Origin of the sequence: Phreatobacter sp. (assembly GCF_030691135.1) — a bacterium.
Classification (GTDB): Bacteria; Pseudomonadota; Alphaproteobacteria; order Rhizobiales; family Phreatobacteraceae; genus Phreatobacter.
In genome coordinates this window covers 1-18,146 of the sequence record NZ_JAUYFA010000105.1, presented here as the reverse complement: position 1 = coordinate 18,146, position 18,146 = coordinate 1, and the positions used below count along the sequence as shown (strand labels likewise).

Genomic DNA, 18,146 nt, shown 5'->3' with positions numbered 1-18,146 from the left:
GCCCGAGGGTGCGGCGGCCGGCGTCATGGCGGCCGTCGCGGCCTTCATCGATCACATCCAGAACGTCCGCAAACGGCAGATCTCCGGCCAGATGCGCCAGGGCCACCGCGTCGCCTTCGACCGCGACCGCGTCGTGCTGATGGCCGGCACGCGCCACGACGTCGAGGTGATCGACGAGGGCGGCAAGATCGCCGTGCGCATTTTCGAGGGTCCCGGCGGCGCCGAGCGCAAGACCCATACGGTCACCTCGAACTGGACGCCGGGCCAGCCGGTTCTCGCCGGCCAGGTGGACGGCCGCCCGGTCAACCTGCTCGTGCGCACTGTGCCGAACGGCGTCGCGCTCGCCTATCGCGGCATCGCCACCACCGCCCATGTCTATACGCGGCGCGAGGCGGACCTCGCGGCGCTGATGCCGGTCAAGGTCGCGGCCGACACCGGCAAGAAGCTGACCTGCCCGATGCCCGGCCTCGTCAAGTCCATCGCCGTCGCGGTCGGCCAGGAGGTGAAGGCCGGCGAGGCGCTCTGCGTCGTCGAGGCGATGAAGATGGAGAACGTGCTGCGCGCCGAGCGGGACGGAAAGGTCAAATCCATCGCCGCCAAGGCCGGCGACAGCCTGGCCGTGGACGCCGTCATCATGGAGTTCGAATGAGGCTGCCAGCGGGCGTTCTTTGAGCCTTGCGGCGACGGAAACGCTCTGCTAGACAGCGCGCCTCGCCGGAGAAATCTGGCGCTGCGGTCGTGGCGGAACTGGTAGACGCGCTACCTTGAGGTGGTAGTTCTTAACCGAGTGGAGGTTCGAGTCCTCTCGACCGCACCAAATTCAAAGCCCCGGTGGACGAAGGTCCGCCGGGGCTTTTTCTTGTTCGTGGCAGACATCACCGCCCATTGCTTCAGCGGCCAGCGCCGTCCTCTCGGTCGGCGGCGCTTTCCAAATCTCTGTCGATGACGGCGACGACCTGCCGGGCGTGACGCTGTAGACTTTTGCGCCCGATATTCGCTGTCTGGGTCGCACCTCCGGCCCGAGCCGCATCCAAGTGCCAGCATCGCGCGTATCGCCCAGCGATAGTGCTGTGTCGTTCCTGATCATCAGTCTTGCCAACTTCGCATGTCTGGCGGGCGGGATAGTTTCATAGGCTCGGCGGGTCAAAGGTCGCGCCTTCTGTCGGGGAGGGCGGCCCCAACAATCCCCGAAGACCCGACGAGAGGGAGCCTTCCATGCGCATCACCCGCCGCCAGGGCCTTGCCGCAGCCGCCGCGCTCATTGCCGCGCCGAGGGTCGGTTTCGCCCAGGGCCAGGAACGACCGCTGCGGTTCGTCGTCAATGTCGGCCTGCAGAATCTCGACCCGATCTCGTCGCCGTCCTTCGTGACGCGCAATTTCGGCTACATGGTCTTCGACACCCTCGTCTCGCTGAACGGCAAGGGCGAGTACAAGCCGCAGATGCTGGAGGGCTGGGAGGTCAGCGCCGACCGCCTGACCTGGAAGTTCAAGCTGCGCGGCGGCCTCATGTTCCACGACGGCGCCAAGGTCACGTCCGAGGACGTGATCGCCTCGCTGAGGCGCTGGGGCAACCGCGATTCCATCGGCCGGCGGCTGATGGCGGCCACCGCCGAACTGACCGCCGACGGCCCCGACGCCTTCACGCTGAAACTGTCCCGCCCCTTCGGCGGCGTCATTGACGCGCTCGGCAAGCCCTCGGTCCACGTTCCGATGATCATGCCGGCGCGGATCGCATCGGCGACGCCGCCGACGCAGCAGGTGGCGGAGATCGTCGGTTCCGGTCCCTATGCCTTCCAGCGCAGCGAGTGGATCCCGGGCGACCGGGCGACCTTCCGCAAGTTCGACAACTACGTCCCCCGCAACGAGGCGGCGGACGGCCTCGCAGGCGGCAAGATCGCCAAGATCAACCGCGTCGAGATGCTGACCATGCCCGACATCGCGCTGCGCTTTGCGGCGCTGACCCGCGGCGAGGTGGACTATCTCGAATATGCGCCGGTCGATCTCATCCCGCGCATGCGTCGCGACCGCAACCTCGTCTTCGCCAAGGCGAGCGGGCGCGCCGAGCTGATGTATGCGGTCTCGATCAACCATTTCCAGGCGCCGATGGACAATGTCCTGGTGCGGCGGGCGATCCAGCAGTGCCTCGACCGCGCCGAAGTGCTCGCCGGTGCCGGGTTCGGCGGCGATCTCGGCAAGCCCGACTGCACCTCCATGTTCATGTGCGGCGCTCCTTACGAGAACAAGGGTGGCAGCGAGATGATCGCCAGCCCCAGCATCGACAAGGCCAAGGCGCTGCTGGCCGAGGCCGGCTACAAGGGCGAGAAGGTCGTCGTGCTGCATCCGCTCGACAGCCCGCTGCTCAATCCCTTCGGCGCTGTCCTCATCGACCGCATGAAGCGCGCCGGGTTCAATGTCGACGTACAGGGCCTGGAGTGGTCGGCCATCGCCCAGCGCTGGGTGCAGAAGAACCCGCTCGACCAGGGCGGCTGGAGCGTCATCCCGGTGGTCTATACCGGCTTCGACATGTCCGACCCGCTCTCCAATCTCGGCGTCGGGTTCAACTGCACCGGCAACCAGCCCTGGGGCTATTGCGAGCAGCCGATGGTGCCGGTGCTGCAACAGTTCGAGGCGGAGAGCGATCCGGCGAAGCGCAAGGTCCTGGCCGAGCAGTTGCAGAAGATCGCCATCGAGGCGGCGACCTTCCCGATCGCTGGCCAGTTCCAGAGCCCGGCCGTGTGGCGCACCGAACTCTCCGGCGTGATCGATTTCGGCTTCCCGATCATGTGGAATATCGAGCGCAAGGCCTGACGGCCTGAACGGGACGGGCGGTGATGCCGCCCGTCCTCACGCCGGGACGATGTTGACCGCCCGAAAGCCCTCCTGCCGCATGGCCTCCAGGAAGGCCGGCAGCATCGCCGCCGTCTGCGGCCGTGTGTCGTGGAAAAGCAGGATGCCGCCGCGCGTCTGACGCAGGCGCCGCATCACCAGGCCGAGCTGCGCGTCCGGCGCCATGTCGTTCCAGTCGCTCGCCCAGAGGTCGGCACCGAAGATGCCGATGCGCCGTGCCGCCAGTCCCTGGTTGAGCGGCTCTGAATCGCCGAAGCCGGGATAGCGGAAGAAGGGGGTGCGCGGCCTGCCCGTATAGCGCCCGTAGAGCGCCTGATCGACGGCGGCGAAACCCGCCTCGATATCGGCCTCGGCATCGGCCTGCGGCAGCTGCGCCAGCGTCATCGGGTGGGTGTTGGAATGGTGGCCGACGGTGTGGCCTTCCGCCAGGACCCGCCGGGCGAGGGCAGGGTAGGCGGTGGCCTGCCGGCCGATCATGAAGAAGGTGGCCTTGACGCATTCCATCGCCAGCGCGGCGAGGATCTGCTCCGTCGTTCCGGGATGCGGACCGTCGTCGAAGGTCAGCAGGACCTCGCCGGCCGCCAGCGGCAGGGTTCGCGGATAGCTCCTGCGGCCGACGCGCAGGCGGCCTGCGGTGGAGACCTGAAGCACCCGCGAGGTGCCGAGCCTGTCGGGCCCACAGGCTGCCGCGCCGGCGGCCCCCGGCACCAGCGACAGCGACAGGGCGCCGAGGAGCGCGCGACGCGATGGTGTGTCAGCGGAGGTCATGGCGTCGCCATCCTTGTGCGGTCTCTGTCGGTGGCCGTGCGCCACCTCAGCTTGCCAAATCGTTGCGGTGCATCCAAGAACGTCCGATCCCTGATCCGAGAGCTGCGCTTCGCCTGGAGGCCCCATGGCCGTCACCACGTCGCCCGCCGCCATGGCCGAAGAATGGCGCGACAAGGACTGGCGCGACGAGGATGGCGAATTGCTCCCTGCCGTCGTCAGTCTGGTCCAGTCGATCCTGCGCGCGGATGACCGCGACAGCCTGAAGAGCCTCGTCTCCGAGGCTCACGAGGCCGATCTCGGTGCCCTGCTCGTCCAGCTCGACGCCGAGGACCGCAGCCGGGTCGTGTCGCTGCTCGGCGCCGCCTTCGACTTCAACGCGCTGAACGAGGTCGACGAGACGATCCGCGACGAAATCCTCGAGGACATGGCGCCGGCGGCGGTGGCCGAGGGCATCTCGACGCTCGAAACCGACGATGCCGTCGCCATCCTCGAGGATCTCGATGAAGACGATCGCACCGCCATCCTCGACGAGTTGTCGGCGGCCGACAGCTTCGCCCTGCGGCGGGCGCTCGACTACCCGGAAGGGTCCGCCGGCCGGCGCATGAAGGACGAGTTTATCGCCGTGCCGCCGTTCTGGACGGTGGGGCAGGTCATCGACCACCTGCGCGAGGCGGCCGACCTGCCGGACGATTTCACCGAAGTCTTCGTGGTCGATCCCGGCTTCCATCTTCAGGGCCATATCCGCCTCGACCGCCTGTTGCGGACGAAGCGGCCGGTGCTGGTGACCGACATCCTCGAAGAGGAGATGCATACGGTCGGCGCCCTGGAGGACCAGGAGGACGCGGCGCTTCTGTTCGAGCGGTACAACCTCCTCTCCGCGCCGGTGGTCGATGAAGCCAACCGTCTCGTCGGCGTACTGACGGTCGACGACATCGTCGACGTCATCGAGGAAGAAGCCGACGAGGACATCAAGGCGCTGGGCGGCGTCAAGGCGGACGAGGAGATCTCCGACAGCGTCTGGACCACGGCCAAGAGCCGCTTCCGCTGGCTGCTCATCAACCTCGTCACCGCCTTCCTCGCGACCACCGTGCTCAAATCCTTCGAGCATCAGCTTGAGACCATGGTCGCGCTCGCCATACTCGCGCCGATCGTTGCCAGCCAGGGCGGCAGTGCCGCGACGCAGACCATGACGGTCGCGGTGCGTGCGCTCGCGACCCGCGCGCTGGGTCCGCGCAATGCCTGGCGCATCGTCCGCCGCGAGGTGCTGGTCGGCCTGTTCAACGGCGTCGCCTTCGCGCTCATCACCGGAACGGTCGCGAGCTTCTGGTTCACCAATGCCGGCATCGGCATGGTGATCGGCCTGGCGCTGGTCTGCAATCTGGTGGCCGGATCGCTCGGCGGCGTGCTGGTGCCCCTGGCGCTCGACCGGATGAAGGTCGACCCGGCGATCGCATCGGGCCCCTTCGTGACAACGGTCACCGACGTCACCGGCTTCTTCAGTTTCCTGATGATCGCGACATGGTGGTTCAGATTGTGAGTCCGCAGAGCCTTCCGGTGTGTTGATCGGGCTGCGAAAGACGCGGCCGCCGGTGATTTTCGCCGCGCCATCGAACGGCGGCAGGCGCCGCGCTAATGGTAGCCGGCGCAGGAACCTGTTCTTAAATCTCGTGAACTAAGTTCGTAACGGCGGAGGCTTTTTGGCTGAGGAACGTGAATGTCCATTTCGGTCAAGCGCCGTGCGGATAAGGCGTTGCGCGGATACATCTGGGCGATGGGCATCGCCACGGTCCTGTTGGGCCTATCGGCAGGCATCCTCAGCTACCATGCTTGGTATCCGGCTCGCCTCATGCTGGGACCCGACAAATCGTGGGTTCCTCAACTGTCCGCCCTGATTTTCCTGGGCACGGTCACCGTGCTGGCCCTGCTGTGGGCGTTGCGGGTCGCGCAGCGCAAGGTCATATCCGGCGCGCGCTTCCTGCTGCCTCCAGGGATCGACGGCCTGACCGGGCTGGCCAATCGCGCCGCGTTCTGCCGAGCCTTCGATGACGCCCTCGCCGGGTTCGACCGCAAGGGTGGCATCACGCTGCTGCTGCTGGACCTCGACCATTTCAAGGAGGTCAACGATACGTTCGGCCATCATGCGGGCGATACGGTCCTTGCCGAAGTTGCCCGCCGCCTGCGCTTCGTCTGCGGACCGGAGGCCGTCATCGGTCGGCTCGGCGGCGATGAATTCGCGGTTTTGATCCAGGGCTCGCCGGCGGCAACCGACATCGCTTCGGCCTGCCAAATGATCATCTCTGCGATCCGCAAGCCGATTCCCTGCGACGGTCACGCGCTCGGGGTCGGCGTGTCGATCGGCTTCCTGTCGACCGAAGCTGAAGCCGCCAGTCGCGACGAACTGTTGCGCCGGACCGACCGCGCCCTCTACGTCGCCAAGGCGGCCGGCAAGAACTGCGCCGTCGCGTTCCATCCCGATATGGACAGGGACGAATCGCATCGCCGCTATCTCGAGCGGGAACTGCGCGGCGCGCTCATCAACGGCGAGATCTCCATCGACCTGCAGCCGATTTTTTCCGCCGACGGTGAGAGGCTGGAGGGCGCCGAAGCGCTGGCACGGTGGAACCACAGCTATCGCGGCCGCATCCTGCCGGCCGAGTTCATCCCGCTCGCTGAAAGTTGCGGCCTCATCCACCAGATCGGTCAGGTGGTGCTGCGGCAGGCCTGCAGGGCGGCGGTGCACTGGAACGGCCCTTTCGTTTCGGTCAACGTCTCGCCGATCGAGTTCCGACGCGCCGACTTTCTCACCAATGTCCAAAAGGCGCTCGAGGATTCGGGCCTTCCGCCGGACAGGCTCACCCTCGAGATCACCGAGGGGGTGATGATCGAAAATGCCGAACTGGCAGGCAATCTGATCCGTGCCATCCGGTCGCTCGGCGTGAAGATCGCGCTTGACGATTTCGGCACCGGGTTCTCCTCCCTGAGCTATCTGCGGAAGTTCGATCTCGACACCCTGAAGGTCGACCGCAGCTTCGTTGCCGATCTCGACAGCGGCGCCGAAGCGGCCGCCATTCTTCATTGCGTCATCAATCTGGGCCGGGCTCTCGGCCTGAAGGTGGTCGCGGAGGGTGTGGAGACCGCCGAACAGGCGCGTTTCCTCAGGGCCGCCGGCTGCCATCGCATGCAGGGCTATCATTTCAGCCCGCCTATCGGCGTGCAGGCCTTTGAGGCGCGCTTCGGCCTCAATGACGGCGTCGCGACGCAGGAGACACACAGCGCAGTGGCATGACCTGCGAGGTCATCGCGCGGGGCAAGCCATCGTCCCACAATGCCTCGTCGCCGTAACGAGGATACCCCCGATGACCGCCTATGCCGTCGCCCACCTGACATCGGTCGAGATGGGCCCTGCCATCACCACCTATCTCGAAGCGATCGATGCGACGCTCGCGCCGTTCGGCGGCCGTTTCGTCATCCACGGCGGCCGGGCCGACGTGCTGGAGGGCGCCTGGTCGGGCGATCTGATCGTCATCGGCTTTCCCGACCATGCCAGCGCCGCCGACTGGTACGGCTCGCCGGCCTATCAGGCGATCCTGCCGCTGCGGCGCGACCATTCCTGCGGCGCCTGTTTCCTCATCCAGGGCGTCGACGAGGCCCACCGAGCCACCGACATTCTCGCGCAAGGCGGCTGAGACGAGGCTGTCCGGCGTTTTGTGTTCTCGACAGTCCGGCCGACGTGAGGCAGGGTCGCGGCCCTCTTTCATGCCTTCCGACGGACCCCTGCCATGACCGACGTCCTGCCCCTCGATCCCGCCGTCAAGGCGAAGCTCGAGACGATCACCACCGCGACGCTGACGACGGTGCTCATGAAGAAGGGCCTGCGGAAGATCTGGATGGCCGGCACGCAGCCATTCTCCCATGCCGGCAAGCGCACGGTCGGGCGGGCGTTCACGCTCCGATTCGTGCCCGCGCGCGAGGACCTGGCGACGCCGGCGAGCTGGTCGCATCCGATCTCGACCCGCGGTGCCATCGAGGCGATGCCGGACGGCGTGATCGCTGTCGTCGACGCCATGGGCTCGAAGGATGCCGGCATCTTCGGCGACATCCTCTGCGCCCGCATGGCCAAGCGCGGTGTCGCCGCCCTGGTCACCGACGGAGTGGTTCGCGATGCCGACGGTGTGCGCGGCACCGGTCTGCCGGTCTGGTGCTCGGGTGCCGCGGCGCCGGCCTCGGTGGCGGCGCTGACCTTCATCAACTGGCAGGAGCCGATCGGCTGCGGCGGCGTGGCGGTGTTCCCGAACGACATCGTCGTGGCCGACGGCGACGGCGCCGTTCTGGTCCCGCAGGACATGGTCGACGCGGTGCTGGAGGCCGCCGAGGCGCAGGAGCATCTCGAGGGCTGGCTGATGGGCGAGATCGACAAGGGGCTGCCGCTGCCCGGGCTCTATCCGCCGAACGCCGAGACGAAAGCCCGTTACGAAAAGGAAACCGGGCGTAAAGCATAAGGAACGGCGCGGCTGCCATGACGCAGCCGCATTCACTGGCCAGATCGCGAACCATGACCAGACGCTCCATCGCCTTCGCTTCCGTGACCCTGATGGGGCTGATGCTCGCCGGCTGCGGCAGCGTGCCGACCGATGTCGCCGCGCCGCAGTCCAGCGGCCATCCCTTTCCGACCCTGACCCATACGGTGGGTCACCATGTCCATCCCGTCCACGGCATCGACGTGTCGAAATATCAGGGCGCGATCAACTGGGAGCAGGTGCGGGCGGCTGGCGTGTCCTTCGCCTTCATCAAGGCGACGGAGGGCGGCGATCTCCTCGACACCCGCTTCCGCGAGAACTGGGAAGCTTCGCGCAGGGCCGGCGTTCCGCGCGGCGCCTATCATTTCACCTATTGGTGCAGGCCGATGGCGGACCAGATCGCCTGGTTCAAGCGCCATGTGCCCATCGAGCCGGACGCGCTGCCGCCGGTGCTCGATGTCGAATGGAACTTCCAGTCGCCGACCTGTCCGCGGCGCGTTCCGGTGGCCGTCGCCCAGGCGAAGATGCGTGAGTTCCTTCACGCGATGGAGCGCCATTACGGCAAGAAGCCGATCATCTACGCCGACATCAAGTTCCATCGCGAGGTGCTGGCGAGCAACGAGTTCGCCGAATATCCGTTCTGGGTCCGCTCGGTGGCGGCCGTGCCGCAGGACCGCTACCCCGGCCGCCGCTGGGCCTTCTGGCAAATCACCGCCACGGGCCGCGTCGCCGGCGTCAATACGCCGGTCGACCGCAACGTCTTCGCCGGGACACGCGAGCAGTGGCAGCAGATCGCCCAGACGGGATTCCGCTATCGCGGTCAGCCTGTGACGGCGGTCGCAGCGGCGCCGGCCTCTTCTGCCCAGCCGATCGCGTTCGCCGCGGCCGAGACCAGCCCGGCGCAGGTGCCGACGGCGACAACCTCGGTACCGGCAGCCGCCATCCCTGCCTCCGATGCGCCGGCGATGTCGACGGCACCGGTCCCGGCGTCCCGTCCGCGATTCTGAACAGTCGGTCGGCGCGCTGCATCGGCGGAGTGCGTCCTTCGAGGCTTGCTCGCTTCGCTCTCTCGCACCTCAGGATGAGGGAGGTCGGTGTCCGGCATCGGCGTCGTCTAACGCGTGACTGACTGGCTTCAGCCAGGCGGATTGCCAGTCTTTACCATCCTCATCCGGAGGTGCGAACGTCAGCGAGCCTCGAAGGACGCACCTTGCACGGGCCGGGCGACCGCGATCACACCCACCGCCGGACGCGCGCGGCATAGGCCTGCCAATCCTCACCGAAACGGGCAGCAAGGTGGGCTTCCTCCCGGACGACGGCGAAATGGGTCATCGCCAGCAGGAAGATGCAGGCGGCCACGAGATAGCCGAGCGCGCCCTCGACGCCGCCGAAGCCGGCGATGATCAGCGCCTCGCCGAGATAGATGGGATTGCGGCTCCACCCGAAAGGACCTGTCGTGACGAGGCGCGTGGCAGCGTGGTGGGGCAGGACCGCCGTGCCCGCGCGCGCGAGGGTCGAGGACGACCACAGGATCAGCGCGAGACCTGCCCCCAGTGCCAGCGCGCCGGCGACCTTGAAGGCCATCGCCAGCGGCAGGGCCACCGGTGCCAGCGCATGCAGGCCATAGCCCAGCGCCAGCGCGCCGACGAAGATGAGCGGCGGCAGCGGAAAGCGGTTCGGCCGGTCGGCATAGGGCGTGTCGGGCATTCCTGTCATTCTCGTCTCCCTGCCGCAACGCCGATCATGACAGCCCGGCGCACCGCTTCTATAACCTTCCCGAGGCAGCCGCACGAAGCCTGTACCGCCAAGGACAATGCCATGCTGAGGAATATGCCGCGCCCCTTCGATTTCGACCTCGGCGAGACCGCCGACATGCTGCGCGACACGGTGTTCGCCTTCGCCCAGGCGGAGATCGCGCCGCGCGCCGCGGCAATCGACCGCACGGACCAGTTCCCGATGGACCTGTGGGAAAAGTTCGGCAGCCTCGGCCTGCTCGGCGTCACCGTCGAGGATGAGTATGGCGGCAGCGGGCTCGGCTATCTCGAGCACTGCATCGCGATGGAGGAGATCTCGCGCGCATCGGCCTCGGTCGGGCTGTCCTACGGCGCCCATTCCAACCTCTGCGTCAACCAGATCCGCAAAAACGGCTCGGAAGACCAGAAGCGGCGCTACCTGCCAAAGCTGATGAGCGGCGTCGATATCGGCGCCCTCGCCATGTCGGAGCCCGGCGCCGGCACCGACGTCGTCTCGATGAAGCTGAAGGCCGAGAAGAAGGGCAACCGCTATATCCTCAACGGCACCAAGATGTGGATCACCAACGGACCGGATGCCGACGTCCTCGTCGTCTATGCCAAGACGGATCCGGCCGCCGGCGCCCGCGGCATGACCGCCTTCCTCATCGAGAAGGGCTTCAAGGGCTTCTCCTGCGCCCAGAAGCTGGACAAGCTCGGCATGCGCGGCTCGCACACGGGCGAACTCGTCTTCGAGGATTGCGAGGTGCCGGAGGAGAACGTGCTCGGCCAGGTCGGCCGCGGCGTCAACGTGCTGATGAGCGGCCTCGACTACGAGCGCGCCGTGCTGGCGGCCGGCCCCATCGGCATCATGCAGGCCTGCATGGACGTGGTGATGCCCTATGTCCACGAGCGCAAGCAGTTCGGCCAGGCGATCGGCGAATTCCAGCTCGTCCAGGGCAAGATCGCCGACATGTATGTGTCGATGAACGCGGCCCGCGCCTATGTCTATGCCGTGGCCAAGGCCTGCGACCGCGGCCAGACGACGCGCGAGGACGCCGCCGGCGCCATTCTCTACGCTGCGGAGAACGCCACGAAAATGGCGCTCGACGCCATCCAGCTCCTCGGCGGCAACGGCTATATCAACGACTATCCGACGGGAAGGTTGCTGCGCGACGCCAAGCTCTACGAGATCGGCGCGGGCACATCGGAAATCCGGCGCATGCTGATCGGGCGGGAACTGTTCAACAAGACGATGTGAGGCGGTTCGCACCCCGGCCCATCCAGGGCCGCCCTGTTGCCTGACGTCGGGAGCCCCCGTGACCCTCGCCGGCCATGTCTTCTTCTACCTGTCCAAGATCCTCTGGTGGTTTGCGGCACCCTCCAACGTGCTGACCGCCCTGGTGCTGATCGGCGCCGTGCTGCTGTTCACGCGCTGGAGCCGGGGAGGGCGGCGCCTTGTCCTCGCCGGAGCGCTCGGCCTCGTCGTCTGCGGCGTCTCGCCTCTCGGCATCTGGCTCGCCAGGCCGCTGGAGAGCCGCTTTCCGTTGCCGGCACCGGACATGCCGGCGCCGACCGGCATCATCGTCCTCGGCGGTTCGCTGGACCCGCTCACCTCCGTGGCGCGGGGACAGCCGATCATCGGCGCGGCTCCCGGCCGCATCACCGAGGCTGTGGCGCTGGCGCGTCGCCATCCGCAGGCGCGGCTGGTCTTCACCGGCGGCTCGGCCGCGGTTTTCCGTGATGAGGCGATGGACGAGGCGGGGGCGGCAGAGGCGCTGTTCCGTCAGCTCGGCATCGATCCCGCCCGGCTCACGCTGGAACGCGACAGCCGCAACACCTTCGAGAACGCCGTGCTGACCCGGGCGCTGGTCCAGCCGAAGCCGGGCGAGACCTGGCTGCTGGTGACCTCCGCCTGGCATATGCCGCGTTCGGTCGGCATCTTCCGCCAGGCGGGCTGGACCGTGACCGCCTATCCCACCGATTTCGAGACGCGCGGCACGGCGCGCGAACTCTGGCGGCCCATCCTGCCGGCGGGCCGCGGCCTCGATCTCGTCGACCGCATGGTGCGGGAATGGCTGGGGCTTCTCGCCTATCGTCTCGGCGGCCGCACGGACGCCCTGCTGCCGGGGCCTTGAGATATCAGTCCTCGCGCGGCACGGTGAGGCGGTAGACGCCGCGGAAATCGGCGGGATCGACGGGCTTTCCCTTGCGCAGGATGACGAGCCGGCCCTCCAGCGCGAGGCCGATCGCCGCCCGCCGCACCGGCTGCATGAGGCTGTGCCAGTCGACGTCGCGCGCCGCCGCGACGTGCTTGGCCGCCTCCGACGGGCAGATGGACTTGTCCGGCCCGCGCCCCTGGGTGAGGTGCAGGATGGCGGCCTGGAGATCGGAATCGGTGGGGTTCATGGCGCCCTCATGCACCAAGGAGGCGGAGCCGTCGAGCTTTTGCCTAGAGCACCGACTGCCGGCTCTCCGAATAGAACTGGCGCCGGTAGAGCACCGCGAAGACGGCGGTGGTCGCCACCATGAAGACGATGGGGCCGGCGAACCAGCCGAGATAACCGAGGGCGAAGAAGAAGGCGCGCTGGCCGCGGTTGAAATGGGCGGCGGCGATGGTGTTCATGCGCGCGGCGCGCTCGGCCATGGCTTTCGCCTCGTCGGAGCCGCGCCTGTCGCCCTCCGGCGTCGCGCCGATCAGGATGGCGCAGTAGTTGAACAGCCGGTAGGCCCAGCCGAACTTGAAGAAGGCATAGACGAAGATCACCAGCAGCCCGGCGAGCTTGATCTCCCATTGCTGGCGCGATCCGGCATGGCCCAACGACAGCGACTGGACAACTTCGAGGGCACGATCCGAGGCGTTCATCAGGCCGAGACAGGCGCCGACCGCGAGCAGCGAGGTCGAGGCGAAGAAGGACGAGCCCTGCTGCAGCGTCATGTTGATCTGGGTGTCGACGATGCGGTTCGGGCGCACCAGCATCTCGGTCATCCAGGCCCGGCGATACTCGGCCATGGTGGCGGTCAGGCCGCGCCGCCCACCGCCCCAGACCTCGACCAGCCAGGAATAGGCGGCCCAGGCCACCGCGAAATAGCCGAAGGCGACCCCGTCGAGGAATGTCAGTCCGAGCATCGACCATGGGTAGCAAGCGATGGGCACCGGCGTCTACTCGTCCGCCGTCCGGCGAGTGTCCGGCGCGGATAGACGCGCCGTCCGCCATTCAGCACAGGTCAAAGGCCGCGACCCAGTCATGCGACCACCTTCGGTCTTGGATGGCGATGGCAGCCCGTGTACATCGTCGATGGTCGCGGCCGTCGCTCACGCGACCCCACGACCAGCACGGCGGATCGTTCAGCATGGGAAGCTCTGTCGTCATCTCGGGAGAACGGCTGCCGTTCGAGCCACAGGGACGTGATTTTCCCTTCGCCCGCGGCGCCCCGGACGCCATTTCGACCCGGGGCTGGCTCCTGGTGATGGCAGGCGTGACCACCGGTTTCGTGGCACTGGTCGTGCCCCTGCCACTTGCCGACAACGTCCTCACCGGCTGGCTTCGCGTGCTCCTGTTCGTCGGCCTGCCGCTTCTGGCCCTGAGGATCGCATCGCCTTCCGGCTGGACGGCCATCTTCGGCAAGGTCGGGTTGCGCGAGGTGAAGCTGATGGTCGCCTTCGCCCTGCTCAACATGGTCGTTACGCTGGCCGTCGGGGTCGCGGTCAACGTCTTCGGCACGGCGACGGCGCACGCCGCCGTCGCGGGGGCGGGACAGCTTGGCGGAGCGCAACTGGCCGGATTCTTCGCCAAGGTCGGCGTGCAACTGCTGGGCGAGGAACTGATCACGATCCTTCCCTTCCTCGCGATCGTGGTGCTCTGCGGAAAGCTGACAGGTATTGGTCGCCATGCCGCGGTCGTCGTTGCATGGCTGGTGTCGGCTGTTGCATTCGGCCTGATCCACCTTCCTACCTACGACTGGAATATCGTCCAGTGCGTGGTCGTGATCGGCAGCGCACGGCTGATCCTGACCTGGGCCTATGTCTGGACCAAGAACATCTGGGTCAGCACCGGTGCCCACGTCCTCAACGACTGGACGATCATCGCGACGACGACCTTACTCGCGCCTCTTGCGACCGCCGCCTGAGCACCGACCGCGGAAGGACGTGTACAGCCCCGAGGCCTGCAGGACGCCGTTTCGGCTGGCTCACCCCGCCAGCTCTTCCTCTTTCGGCATAGTAACGCAGCGTGTCTCGTCCGCCGTCCGGCGGGTGTCCGGCAGGCGCGGCATGGTGCTAGTGTCCCGCCGGACATGCCGGAGGAATGACATGCCGCAGACCATCACCAAGGGCTACAAGGCCCTCATCGACGAGGCCAATGCCGCCGTGGAGACGCTGTCCATCGAGGACGCCAAGGCCCTCCACGGCCGCGACGACATCGTCCTCGTCGACATCCGCGACCCGCGCGAGCTGGAGCGGGACGGCAAGGTTCCCGGCGCCTTCCACTGTCCGCGCGGCATGCTGGAATTCTGGATCGACCCGGAAAGCCCCTATGCCAAGCCGCTCTTCCAGGAGGACAAGAAGTTCGTCTTCTTCTGCGCCGGCGGGATGCGCTCGGCACTGGCGGCGAAGACGGCGCAGGACATGGGGCTGAAGCCCGTCGCCCATATCGAAGGCGGCTTCGGAGCCTGGAAGAAGACCGGCGGGCCGGTCGAGGACTGGGTACCGAAGCACAAGGCGTGAGGCGGCCGTTCGATCAGCCATGCGAATGATCCGATCACGGTTTTTGGCTGGTCGCCCGGCTCCGTGATCGGGCAGTCTCCGCCGATGTTTCGGCGGAGGATGTCGCGGTGAAGCTCCTGATCGGCAACAAGGCCTATTCGTCCTGGTCGCTTCGGCCCTGGATTCTGATGCGACATTTCGATCTCCCCTTCGAGGAGGAGATGGTCGCGCTCTACCAGCCCGACACGGCCGAGCGCGTCCGTCGTTTCAGCAAGGCCGGCAAGCTGCCCGTCCTCGTGGACGGCGACATTGTCGTCTGGGAAAGCCTCGCGATCATCGACTACATGGCCGAGCGCTACCCCGATCGCGCGATCTGGCCGGCCGATCGCGCTGCGCGGGCCCATGCGCGTGCCGCTGCGACCGAGATGCATGCGGGCTTCCAGGCGCTGCGCAACCGGTGTGGCATGAACATGCGGCGCGTCCCCAAGGCCATCGCGCTGGACGACGCCGTGACCGCCGACATCGCCCGCATCGTCACGCTGTGGACCGAGGCACGCGAACGGTTCGGCGCGGGCGGGCCGTTTCTCTACGGGGCCTTCTCGGCGGCCGACGCCATGTATGCGCCGGTGGTCAATCGCTTCCATGCCTATGCGATCGATGTGCCGCCGGTGGTCCGCGCCTATATGGCGGCGATGATGGCGCTGCCTGCCTGGCAGGACTGGCAGAGGGGCGCAGATGCCGAGCCCTGGTTCCACCAGCCTTACGAGGCGGTGGAGTGACCTCTCAAGCCGGCCTTGCGCTCGTGCTGACCGCCATCCGCCTTCCCGCCGGATGACAGGGCCGGCCCGACGCGATAACCAGAATGCCCCAGTTGCGGAGCATGCCTGTGGCCATCCTGAAATCCACCTTCAATGCCGCAACGCCCGCCGCCAAGGCCAATGCCGAGGCCTGGGGCGCCATCATCGCCGACCTGCAAGCGAAGCGGGCCGAGGCGGCGCTCGGCGGCAACGAGAAGAGCCGCCAGCGCCATGTCGCCCGCGGCAAGCTGCTGCCGCGAGACCGGGTTATGGGGCTCCTGGACCCGGGCTCGCCGTTCCTCGAACTCTCGCAACTCGCCGCCAACGGCCTCTATGGCGAGGCGATCCACGGCGCCGGAATCATCACCGGCATCGGCCGGGTCGAGGGGCGCGAGGTGATGATCGTCGCCAATGATTCGACCATCAAGGGCGGCACCTACTATCCGATGACGGTGAAGAAGCATCTGAGGGCGCAGGAGATCGCGCTGCAGAACCGTCTGCCCTGCGTCTATCTCGTCGATTCCGGCGGCGCCAACCTGCCGCACCAGACTGAGGTCTTCCCCGACCGCGAGCATTTCGGCCGCATCTTCTTCAACCAGGCCAATCTCTCGGCGGCGCGCATCCCGCAGATCGCCGTGGTCATGGGCTCCTGCACGGCGGGCGGCGCCTATGTGCCCGCCATGTCCGACGAGACGGTGATCGTGCGCCGGCAGGGCACGATCTTCCTCGGCGGCCCGCCGCTGGTGCGCGCCGCCACCGGCGAGATCGTCACGGCGGAGGATCTCGGTGGCGCCGACGTTCATGCCCGCCAGTCCGGGGTCGCCGACCACTATGCGGTCGATGACACCCACGCGCTGGCCATCGCCCGGCGCATCGTCGCCAACGTCAACTCGGTGAAGACCATCGATATCGCGCTCGCCGAGCCGCGTGAGCCGAAATACGACCCGTCGGAGCTCGAGGCGCTGGTGCCGACCAACCTCAAGACCCAGTACGACATCCGTGAGGTCATCGCCCGGCTCGTGGACGGCTCCGAGTTCGACGAGTTCAAGGCGCTCTACGGCACGACGCTGGTGACGGGCTTTGCCCGCCTGCACGGCATGCCCGTCGGCATCATCGCCAATAACGGCATCCTGTTCTCGGAAAGCGCCCAGAAGGGCGCCCATTTCATCGAGCTGTGCTGCCAGCGGCGCATTCCGCTCCTTTTCCTGCAGAACATCACGGGCTTCATGGTGGGCCGGCAGTTCGAGGCGGGCGGCATCGCCAAGGACGGCGCGAAGCTCGTCACCGCGGTCGCCTGCGCGCAGGTGCCGAAGATCACGCTCCTCGTGGGCGGCAGCTATGGCGCCGGCAATTACGGCATGTGCGGGCGGGCCTATTCGCCGCGCTTCCTCTTCCCCTGGCCGAATTCGCGCATCTCGGTGATGGGCGGCGAACAGGCGGCGAGCGTGCTCGCCACCGTCAAGCGCGAGAATTTCGAGGCCGAGGGCAAGGACTGGAGCGCCGAGGAGGAAGAGGCCTTCAAGGCGCCGATCCGGGCGAATTACGAGGCCGAGGGCCATCCCTACTACGCCACCGCACGGCTCTGGGACGACGGCATCATCCTGCCGTCGGAGACGCGGCGCGTGCTGTCGCTGGCGCTCAGCGCGGCGCTGAATGCGCCGATCCCGGAGACGAAATTCGGCGTGTTCAGGATGTGAATCCGGCTTAGGGGGCACAACTGGCCCAAGAGGTCATGCCCGGCCTTGTGCCGGGTATCCATGACTTGACCACCGCCCTTCGACGAGTTCGTGGATACCCGGCACAAGGCCGGGCATGACGGCAGTGTGGCTAGACGCACTCGCGCCATGCAGCGCGGCCTGTCGCGGGTGAGCCGCGATCCCGTCTAGTCTCGTGCCGACAAGGGCCCGCGAACGGCCCGCATGAGGGACGAAACGCATGAGCACCCATGAACCCGCCGCCCTGGTCACCGGCGGCTCCCGCGGCATCGGCGCCGCGATTGTGCAGAAGCTGCTCTCCCGCGGGCTTCCCGTGGTCATTCTCGACCGCGATGCGCCGGCAGAGGCCTCAGCCGCGCGTTTCGTCCAGTGCGACCTGACCGACCTCGCGGCGACACAAGGCGCGCTCGCCGAGATAACCGCGACCAACGCCATTCTCTGGCTGGTCAACAATGCCGGCATCGCCGCCCCCGCGACGCTGGAAGACACCACGATGGAGGATTTCGACAAGGTGGTCGCCATCAACCTGCGCGCCTGCATTCTCGCCGCGCAGGCGGTGCTGCCGGCCATGAAGGCGGCGGGGCAGGGGCGCATCGTCACCATTTCCAGCCGGGCGGCGCTGGGGAAGGAACTGCGCACCGCCTATTCCGCCACCAAGGCCGGCGTCATCGGCCTCACCCGCACCTGGGCGCTGGAGCTCGCGCCCCACGGCATCACCGTCAATGCCATCGGTCCCGGCCCGATCGAGACGGAGCTGTTCAAGTCGGCGAACCCGCACAATTCGCCGCGCACCCAGGCGATCATCCGCGGCGTGCCGGTGCAGCGGCTTGGGCAGCCCGAGGACATCGCCCATGCCGCCGATTTCTTCCTGTCGGAGGGGGCGAGCTTCGTGACCGGGCAGGTGTTGTATGTGTGCGGCGGCATGACGGTGGGCGTGGCGCCGATCTGAGGGCTGAGGCTGCCCTCACCGCGTCATGCCCGGGCTTGTCCCGGGCATCCACGAATTCGTTGAGGGGCGGTGGTCAAGTCGTGGATGCCCGGGACAAGCCCGGGCATGACGCGAAGAG

General features: G+C 67.3%; 18 protein-coding genes and 1 tRNA gene. 15 read left to right on the top strand and 4 right to left on the bottom strand.

Annotated features, from left to right (window positions below; translation table 11 throughout):
* The 3 genes from Q8O26_RS19110 to Q8O26_RS19100 all read left to right on the top strand — a co-directional run.
* A partial coding sequence (locus Q8O26_RS19110; protein ID WP_305578524.1) for a biotin/lipoyl-containing protein occupies positions 1-649 on the top strand: 649 nt, incomplete at its 5' end.
* Between the two features lie 83 nt (positions 650-732).
* A tRNA-Leu gene (locus Q8O26_RS19105) sits at positions 733-817 on the top strand.
* 398 nt (positions 818-1,215) lie between these two features.
* Complete coding sequence (locus Q8O26_RS19100; RefSeq protein ID WP_305578522.1) at positions 1,216-2,808, top strand: ABC transporter substrate-binding protein; 1,593 nt, start codon at positions 1,216-1,218, stop codon at positions 2,806-2,808.
* A 36-nt stretch (positions 2,809-2,844) separates the two neighbouring features.
* Here the strand turns inward: Q8O26_RS19100 and Q8O26_RS19095 are convergent, their stop codons facing one another.
* Positions 2,845-3,615 (bottom strand): polysaccharide deacetylase family protein, encoded by a 771-nt coding sequence (locus Q8O26_RS19095; RefSeq protein ID WP_305578520.1) that lies wholly within the window; start codon positions 3,613-3,615, stop codon positions 2,845-2,847.
* 124 nt (positions 3,616-3,739) lie between these two features.
* On the opposite strand from Q8O26_RS19095, the gene mgtE reads away from it, so the two are divergent.
* From mgtE to Q8O26_RS19070, 5 genes are all read left to right on the top strand, one after another.
* On the top strand, positions 3,740-5,152 hold the full coding sequence (gene mgtE, locus Q8O26_RS19090) for a magnesium transporter (RefSeq protein WP_305578518.1): 1,413 nt from the start codon (positions 3,740-3,742) through the stop codon (positions 5,150-5,152).
* Between the two features lie 177 nt (positions 5,153-5,329).
* Positions 5,330-6,901, top strand: a complete 1,572-nt coding sequence (locus Q8O26_RS19085) for a bifunctional diguanylate cyclase/phosphodiesterase (protein ID WP_305578516.1) — start codon at positions 5,330-5,332, stop codon at positions 6,899-6,901.
* A gap of 70 nt (positions 6,902-6,971) precedes the next feature.
* Entirely contained in the window at positions 6,972-7,301 is a 330-nt protein-coding gene (locus Q8O26_RS19080; protein ID WP_305578514.1) for a DUF1330 domain-containing protein, read from the top strand.
* Between the two features lie 93 nt (positions 7,302-7,394).
* Positions 7,395-8,114 carry a ribonuclease activity regulator RraA gene (locus Q8O26_RS19075; RefSeq protein WP_305578512.1) on the top strand — a complete coding sequence of 240 codons (720 nt, stop codon included), beginning with the start codon at positions 7,395-7,397 and terminating at the stop codon, positions 8,112-8,114.
* Positions 8,115-8,167: 53 nt separating this feature from the next.
* Positions 8,168-9,139, top strand: a complete 972-nt coding sequence (locus tag Q8O26_RS19070) for a GH25 family lysozyme (protein WP_305578510.1) — start codon at positions 8,168-8,170, stop codon at positions 9,137-9,139.
* 226 nt (positions 9,140-9,365) lie between these two features.
* Here the strand turns inward: Q8O26_RS19070 and Q8O26_RS19065 are convergent, their stop codons facing one another.
* A complete protein-coding gene (locus tag Q8O26_RS19065; protein WP_305578508.1) occupies positions 9,366-9,848 on the bottom strand; it encodes an isoprenylcysteine carboxylmethyltransferase family protein in 483 nt (160 codons plus the stop codon).
* 102 nt (positions 9,849-9,950) lie between these two features.
* Between Q8O26_RS19065 and Q8O26_RS19060 the strand changes: the two genes are divergently transcribed.
* Together Q8O26_RS19060 and Q8O26_RS19055 are read left to right on the top strand one after the other, a co-directional pair.
* Complete coding sequence (locus Q8O26_RS19060) at positions 9,951-11,123, top strand: isovaleryl-CoA dehydrogenase (RefSeq protein ID WP_305578506.1); 1,173 nt, start codon at positions 9,951-9,953, stop codon at positions 11,121-11,123.
* Between the two features lie 58 nt (positions 11,124-11,181).
* The gene (locus tag Q8O26_RS19055) at positions 11,182-12,000 is read left to right on the top strand and encodes a YdcF family protein (RefSeq protein WP_305578504.1); all 819 of its coding nucleotides are present in this window, start codon (positions 11,182-11,184) and stop codon (positions 11,998-12,000) included.
* Positions 12,001-12,004: 4 nt separating this feature from the next.
* Here the strand turns inward: Q8O26_RS19055 and Q8O26_RS19050 are convergent, their stop codons facing one another.
* Together Q8O26_RS19050 and Q8O26_RS19045 are read right to left on the bottom strand one after the other, a co-directional pair.
* Positions 12,005-12,271, bottom strand: a complete 267-nt coding sequence (locus Q8O26_RS19050) for a DUF3253 domain-containing protein (protein WP_305578502.1) — start codon at positions 12,269-12,271, stop codon at positions 12,005-12,007.
* A gap of 43 nt (positions 12,272-12,314) precedes the next feature.
* On the bottom strand, positions 12,315-13,019 hold the full coding sequence (locus Q8O26_RS19045; protein ID WP_305578500.1) for a DUF599 domain-containing protein: 705 nt from the start codon (positions 13,017-13,019) through the stop codon (positions 12,315-12,317).
* A 113-nt stretch (positions 13,020-13,132) separates the two neighbouring features.
* Between Q8O26_RS19045 and Q8O26_RS19040 the strand changes: the two genes are divergently transcribed.
* The 5 genes from Q8O26_RS19040 (at position 13,133) to Q8O26_RS19020 (ending at position 18,028) form a co-directional block, all read left to right on the top strand.
* Entirely contained in the window at positions 13,133-13,993 is an 861-nt protein-coding gene (locus Q8O26_RS19040; protein WP_305578498.1) for a CPBP family intramembrane glutamic endopeptidase, read from the top strand.
* Between the two features lie 181 nt (positions 13,994-14,174).
* On the top strand, positions 14,175-14,588 hold the full coding sequence (locus Q8O26_RS19035) for a rhodanese-like domain-containing protein (RefSeq protein ID WP_305578496.1): 414 nt from the start codon (positions 14,175-14,177) through the stop codon (positions 14,586-14,588).
* Between the two features lie 107 nt (positions 14,589-14,695).
* Positions 14,696-15,346: a glutathione S-transferase family protein gene (locus Q8O26_RS19030; protein ID WP_305578494.1), complete on the top strand. Its 651-nt coding sequence runs from the start codon at positions 14,696-14,698 to the stop codon at positions 15,344-15,346.
* Positions 15,347-15,447: 101 nt separating this feature from the next.
* The gene (locus Q8O26_RS19025; protein ID WP_305578492.1) at positions 15,448-17,061 is read left to right on the top strand and encodes a carboxyl transferase domain-containing protein; all 1,614 of its coding nucleotides are present in this window, start codon (positions 15,448-15,450) and stop codon (positions 17,059-17,061) included.
* Positions 17,062-17,299: 238 nt separating this feature from the next.
* The gene (locus Q8O26_RS19020) at positions 17,300-18,028 is read left to right on the top strand and encodes an SDR family NAD(P)-dependent oxidoreductase (RefSeq protein WP_305578490.1); all 729 of its coding nucleotides are present in this window, start codon (positions 17,300-17,302) and stop codon (positions 18,026-18,028) included.
* Positions 18,029-18,146 lie beyond the last annotated feature (118 nt).

Excerpts from the sequence above, each read along its gene's own strand:
- Q8O26_RS19100 (WP_305578522.1), top strand. The coding sequence starts at position 1,216 with ATGCGCATCACCCGCCGCCAGGGCCTTGCCGCAGCCGCCGCGCTCATT.
- Q8O26_RS19095 (WP_305578520.1), bottom strand. The coding sequence starts at position 3,615 with ATGACCTCCGCTGACACACCATCGCGTCGCGCGCTCCTCGGCGCCCTG.
- mgtE (WP_305578518.1), top strand. The coding sequence starts at position 3,740 with ATGGCCGTCACCACGTCGCCCGCCGCCATGGCCGAAGAATGGCGCGAC.
- Q8O26_RS19085 (WP_305578516.1), top strand. The coding sequence starts at position 5,330 with ATGTCCATTTCGGTCAAGCGCCGTGCGGATAAGGCGTTGCGCGGATAC.
- Q8O26_RS19080 (WP_305578514.1), top strand. The coding sequence starts at position 6,972 with ATGACCGCCTATGCCGTCGCCCACCTGACATCGGTCGAGATGGGCCCT.
- Q8O26_RS19075 (WP_305578512.1), top strand. The coding sequence starts at position 7,395 with ATGACCGACGTCCTGCCCCTCGATCCCGCCGTCAAGGCGAAGCTCGAG.
- Q8O26_RS19070 (WP_305578510.1), top strand. The coding sequence starts at position 8,168 with ATGACCAGACGCTCCATCGCCTTCGCTTCCGTGACCCTGATGGGGCTG.
- Q8O26_RS19065 (WP_305578508.1), bottom strand. The coding sequence starts at position 9,848 with ATGACAGGAATGCCCGACACGCCCTATGCCGACCGGCCGAACCGCTTT.
- Q8O26_RS19060 (WP_305578506.1), top strand. The coding sequence starts at position 9,951 with ATGCTGAGGAATATGCCGCGCCCCTTCGATTTCGACCTCGGCGAGACC.
- Q8O26_RS19050 (WP_305578502.1), bottom strand. The coding sequence starts at position 12,271 with ATGAACCCCACCGATTCCGATCTCCAGGCCGCCATCCTGCACCTCACC.
- Q8O26_RS19040 (WP_305578498.1), top strand. The coding sequence starts at position 13,133 with ATGGCGATGGCAGCCCGTGTACATCGTCGATGGTCGCGGCCGTCGCTC.
- Q8O26_RS19035 (WP_305578496.1), top strand. The coding sequence starts at position 14,175 with ATGCCGCAGACCATCACCAAGGGCTACAAGGCCCTCATCGACGAGGCC.
- Q8O26_RS19025 (WP_305578492.1), top strand. The coding sequence starts at position 15,448 with ATGCCTGTGGCCATCCTGAAATCCACCTTCAATGCCGCAACGCCCGCC.
- Q8O26_RS19020 (WP_305578490.1), top strand. The coding sequence starts at position 17,300 with ATGAGCACCCATGAACCCGCCGCCCTGGTCACCGGCGGCTCCCGCGGC.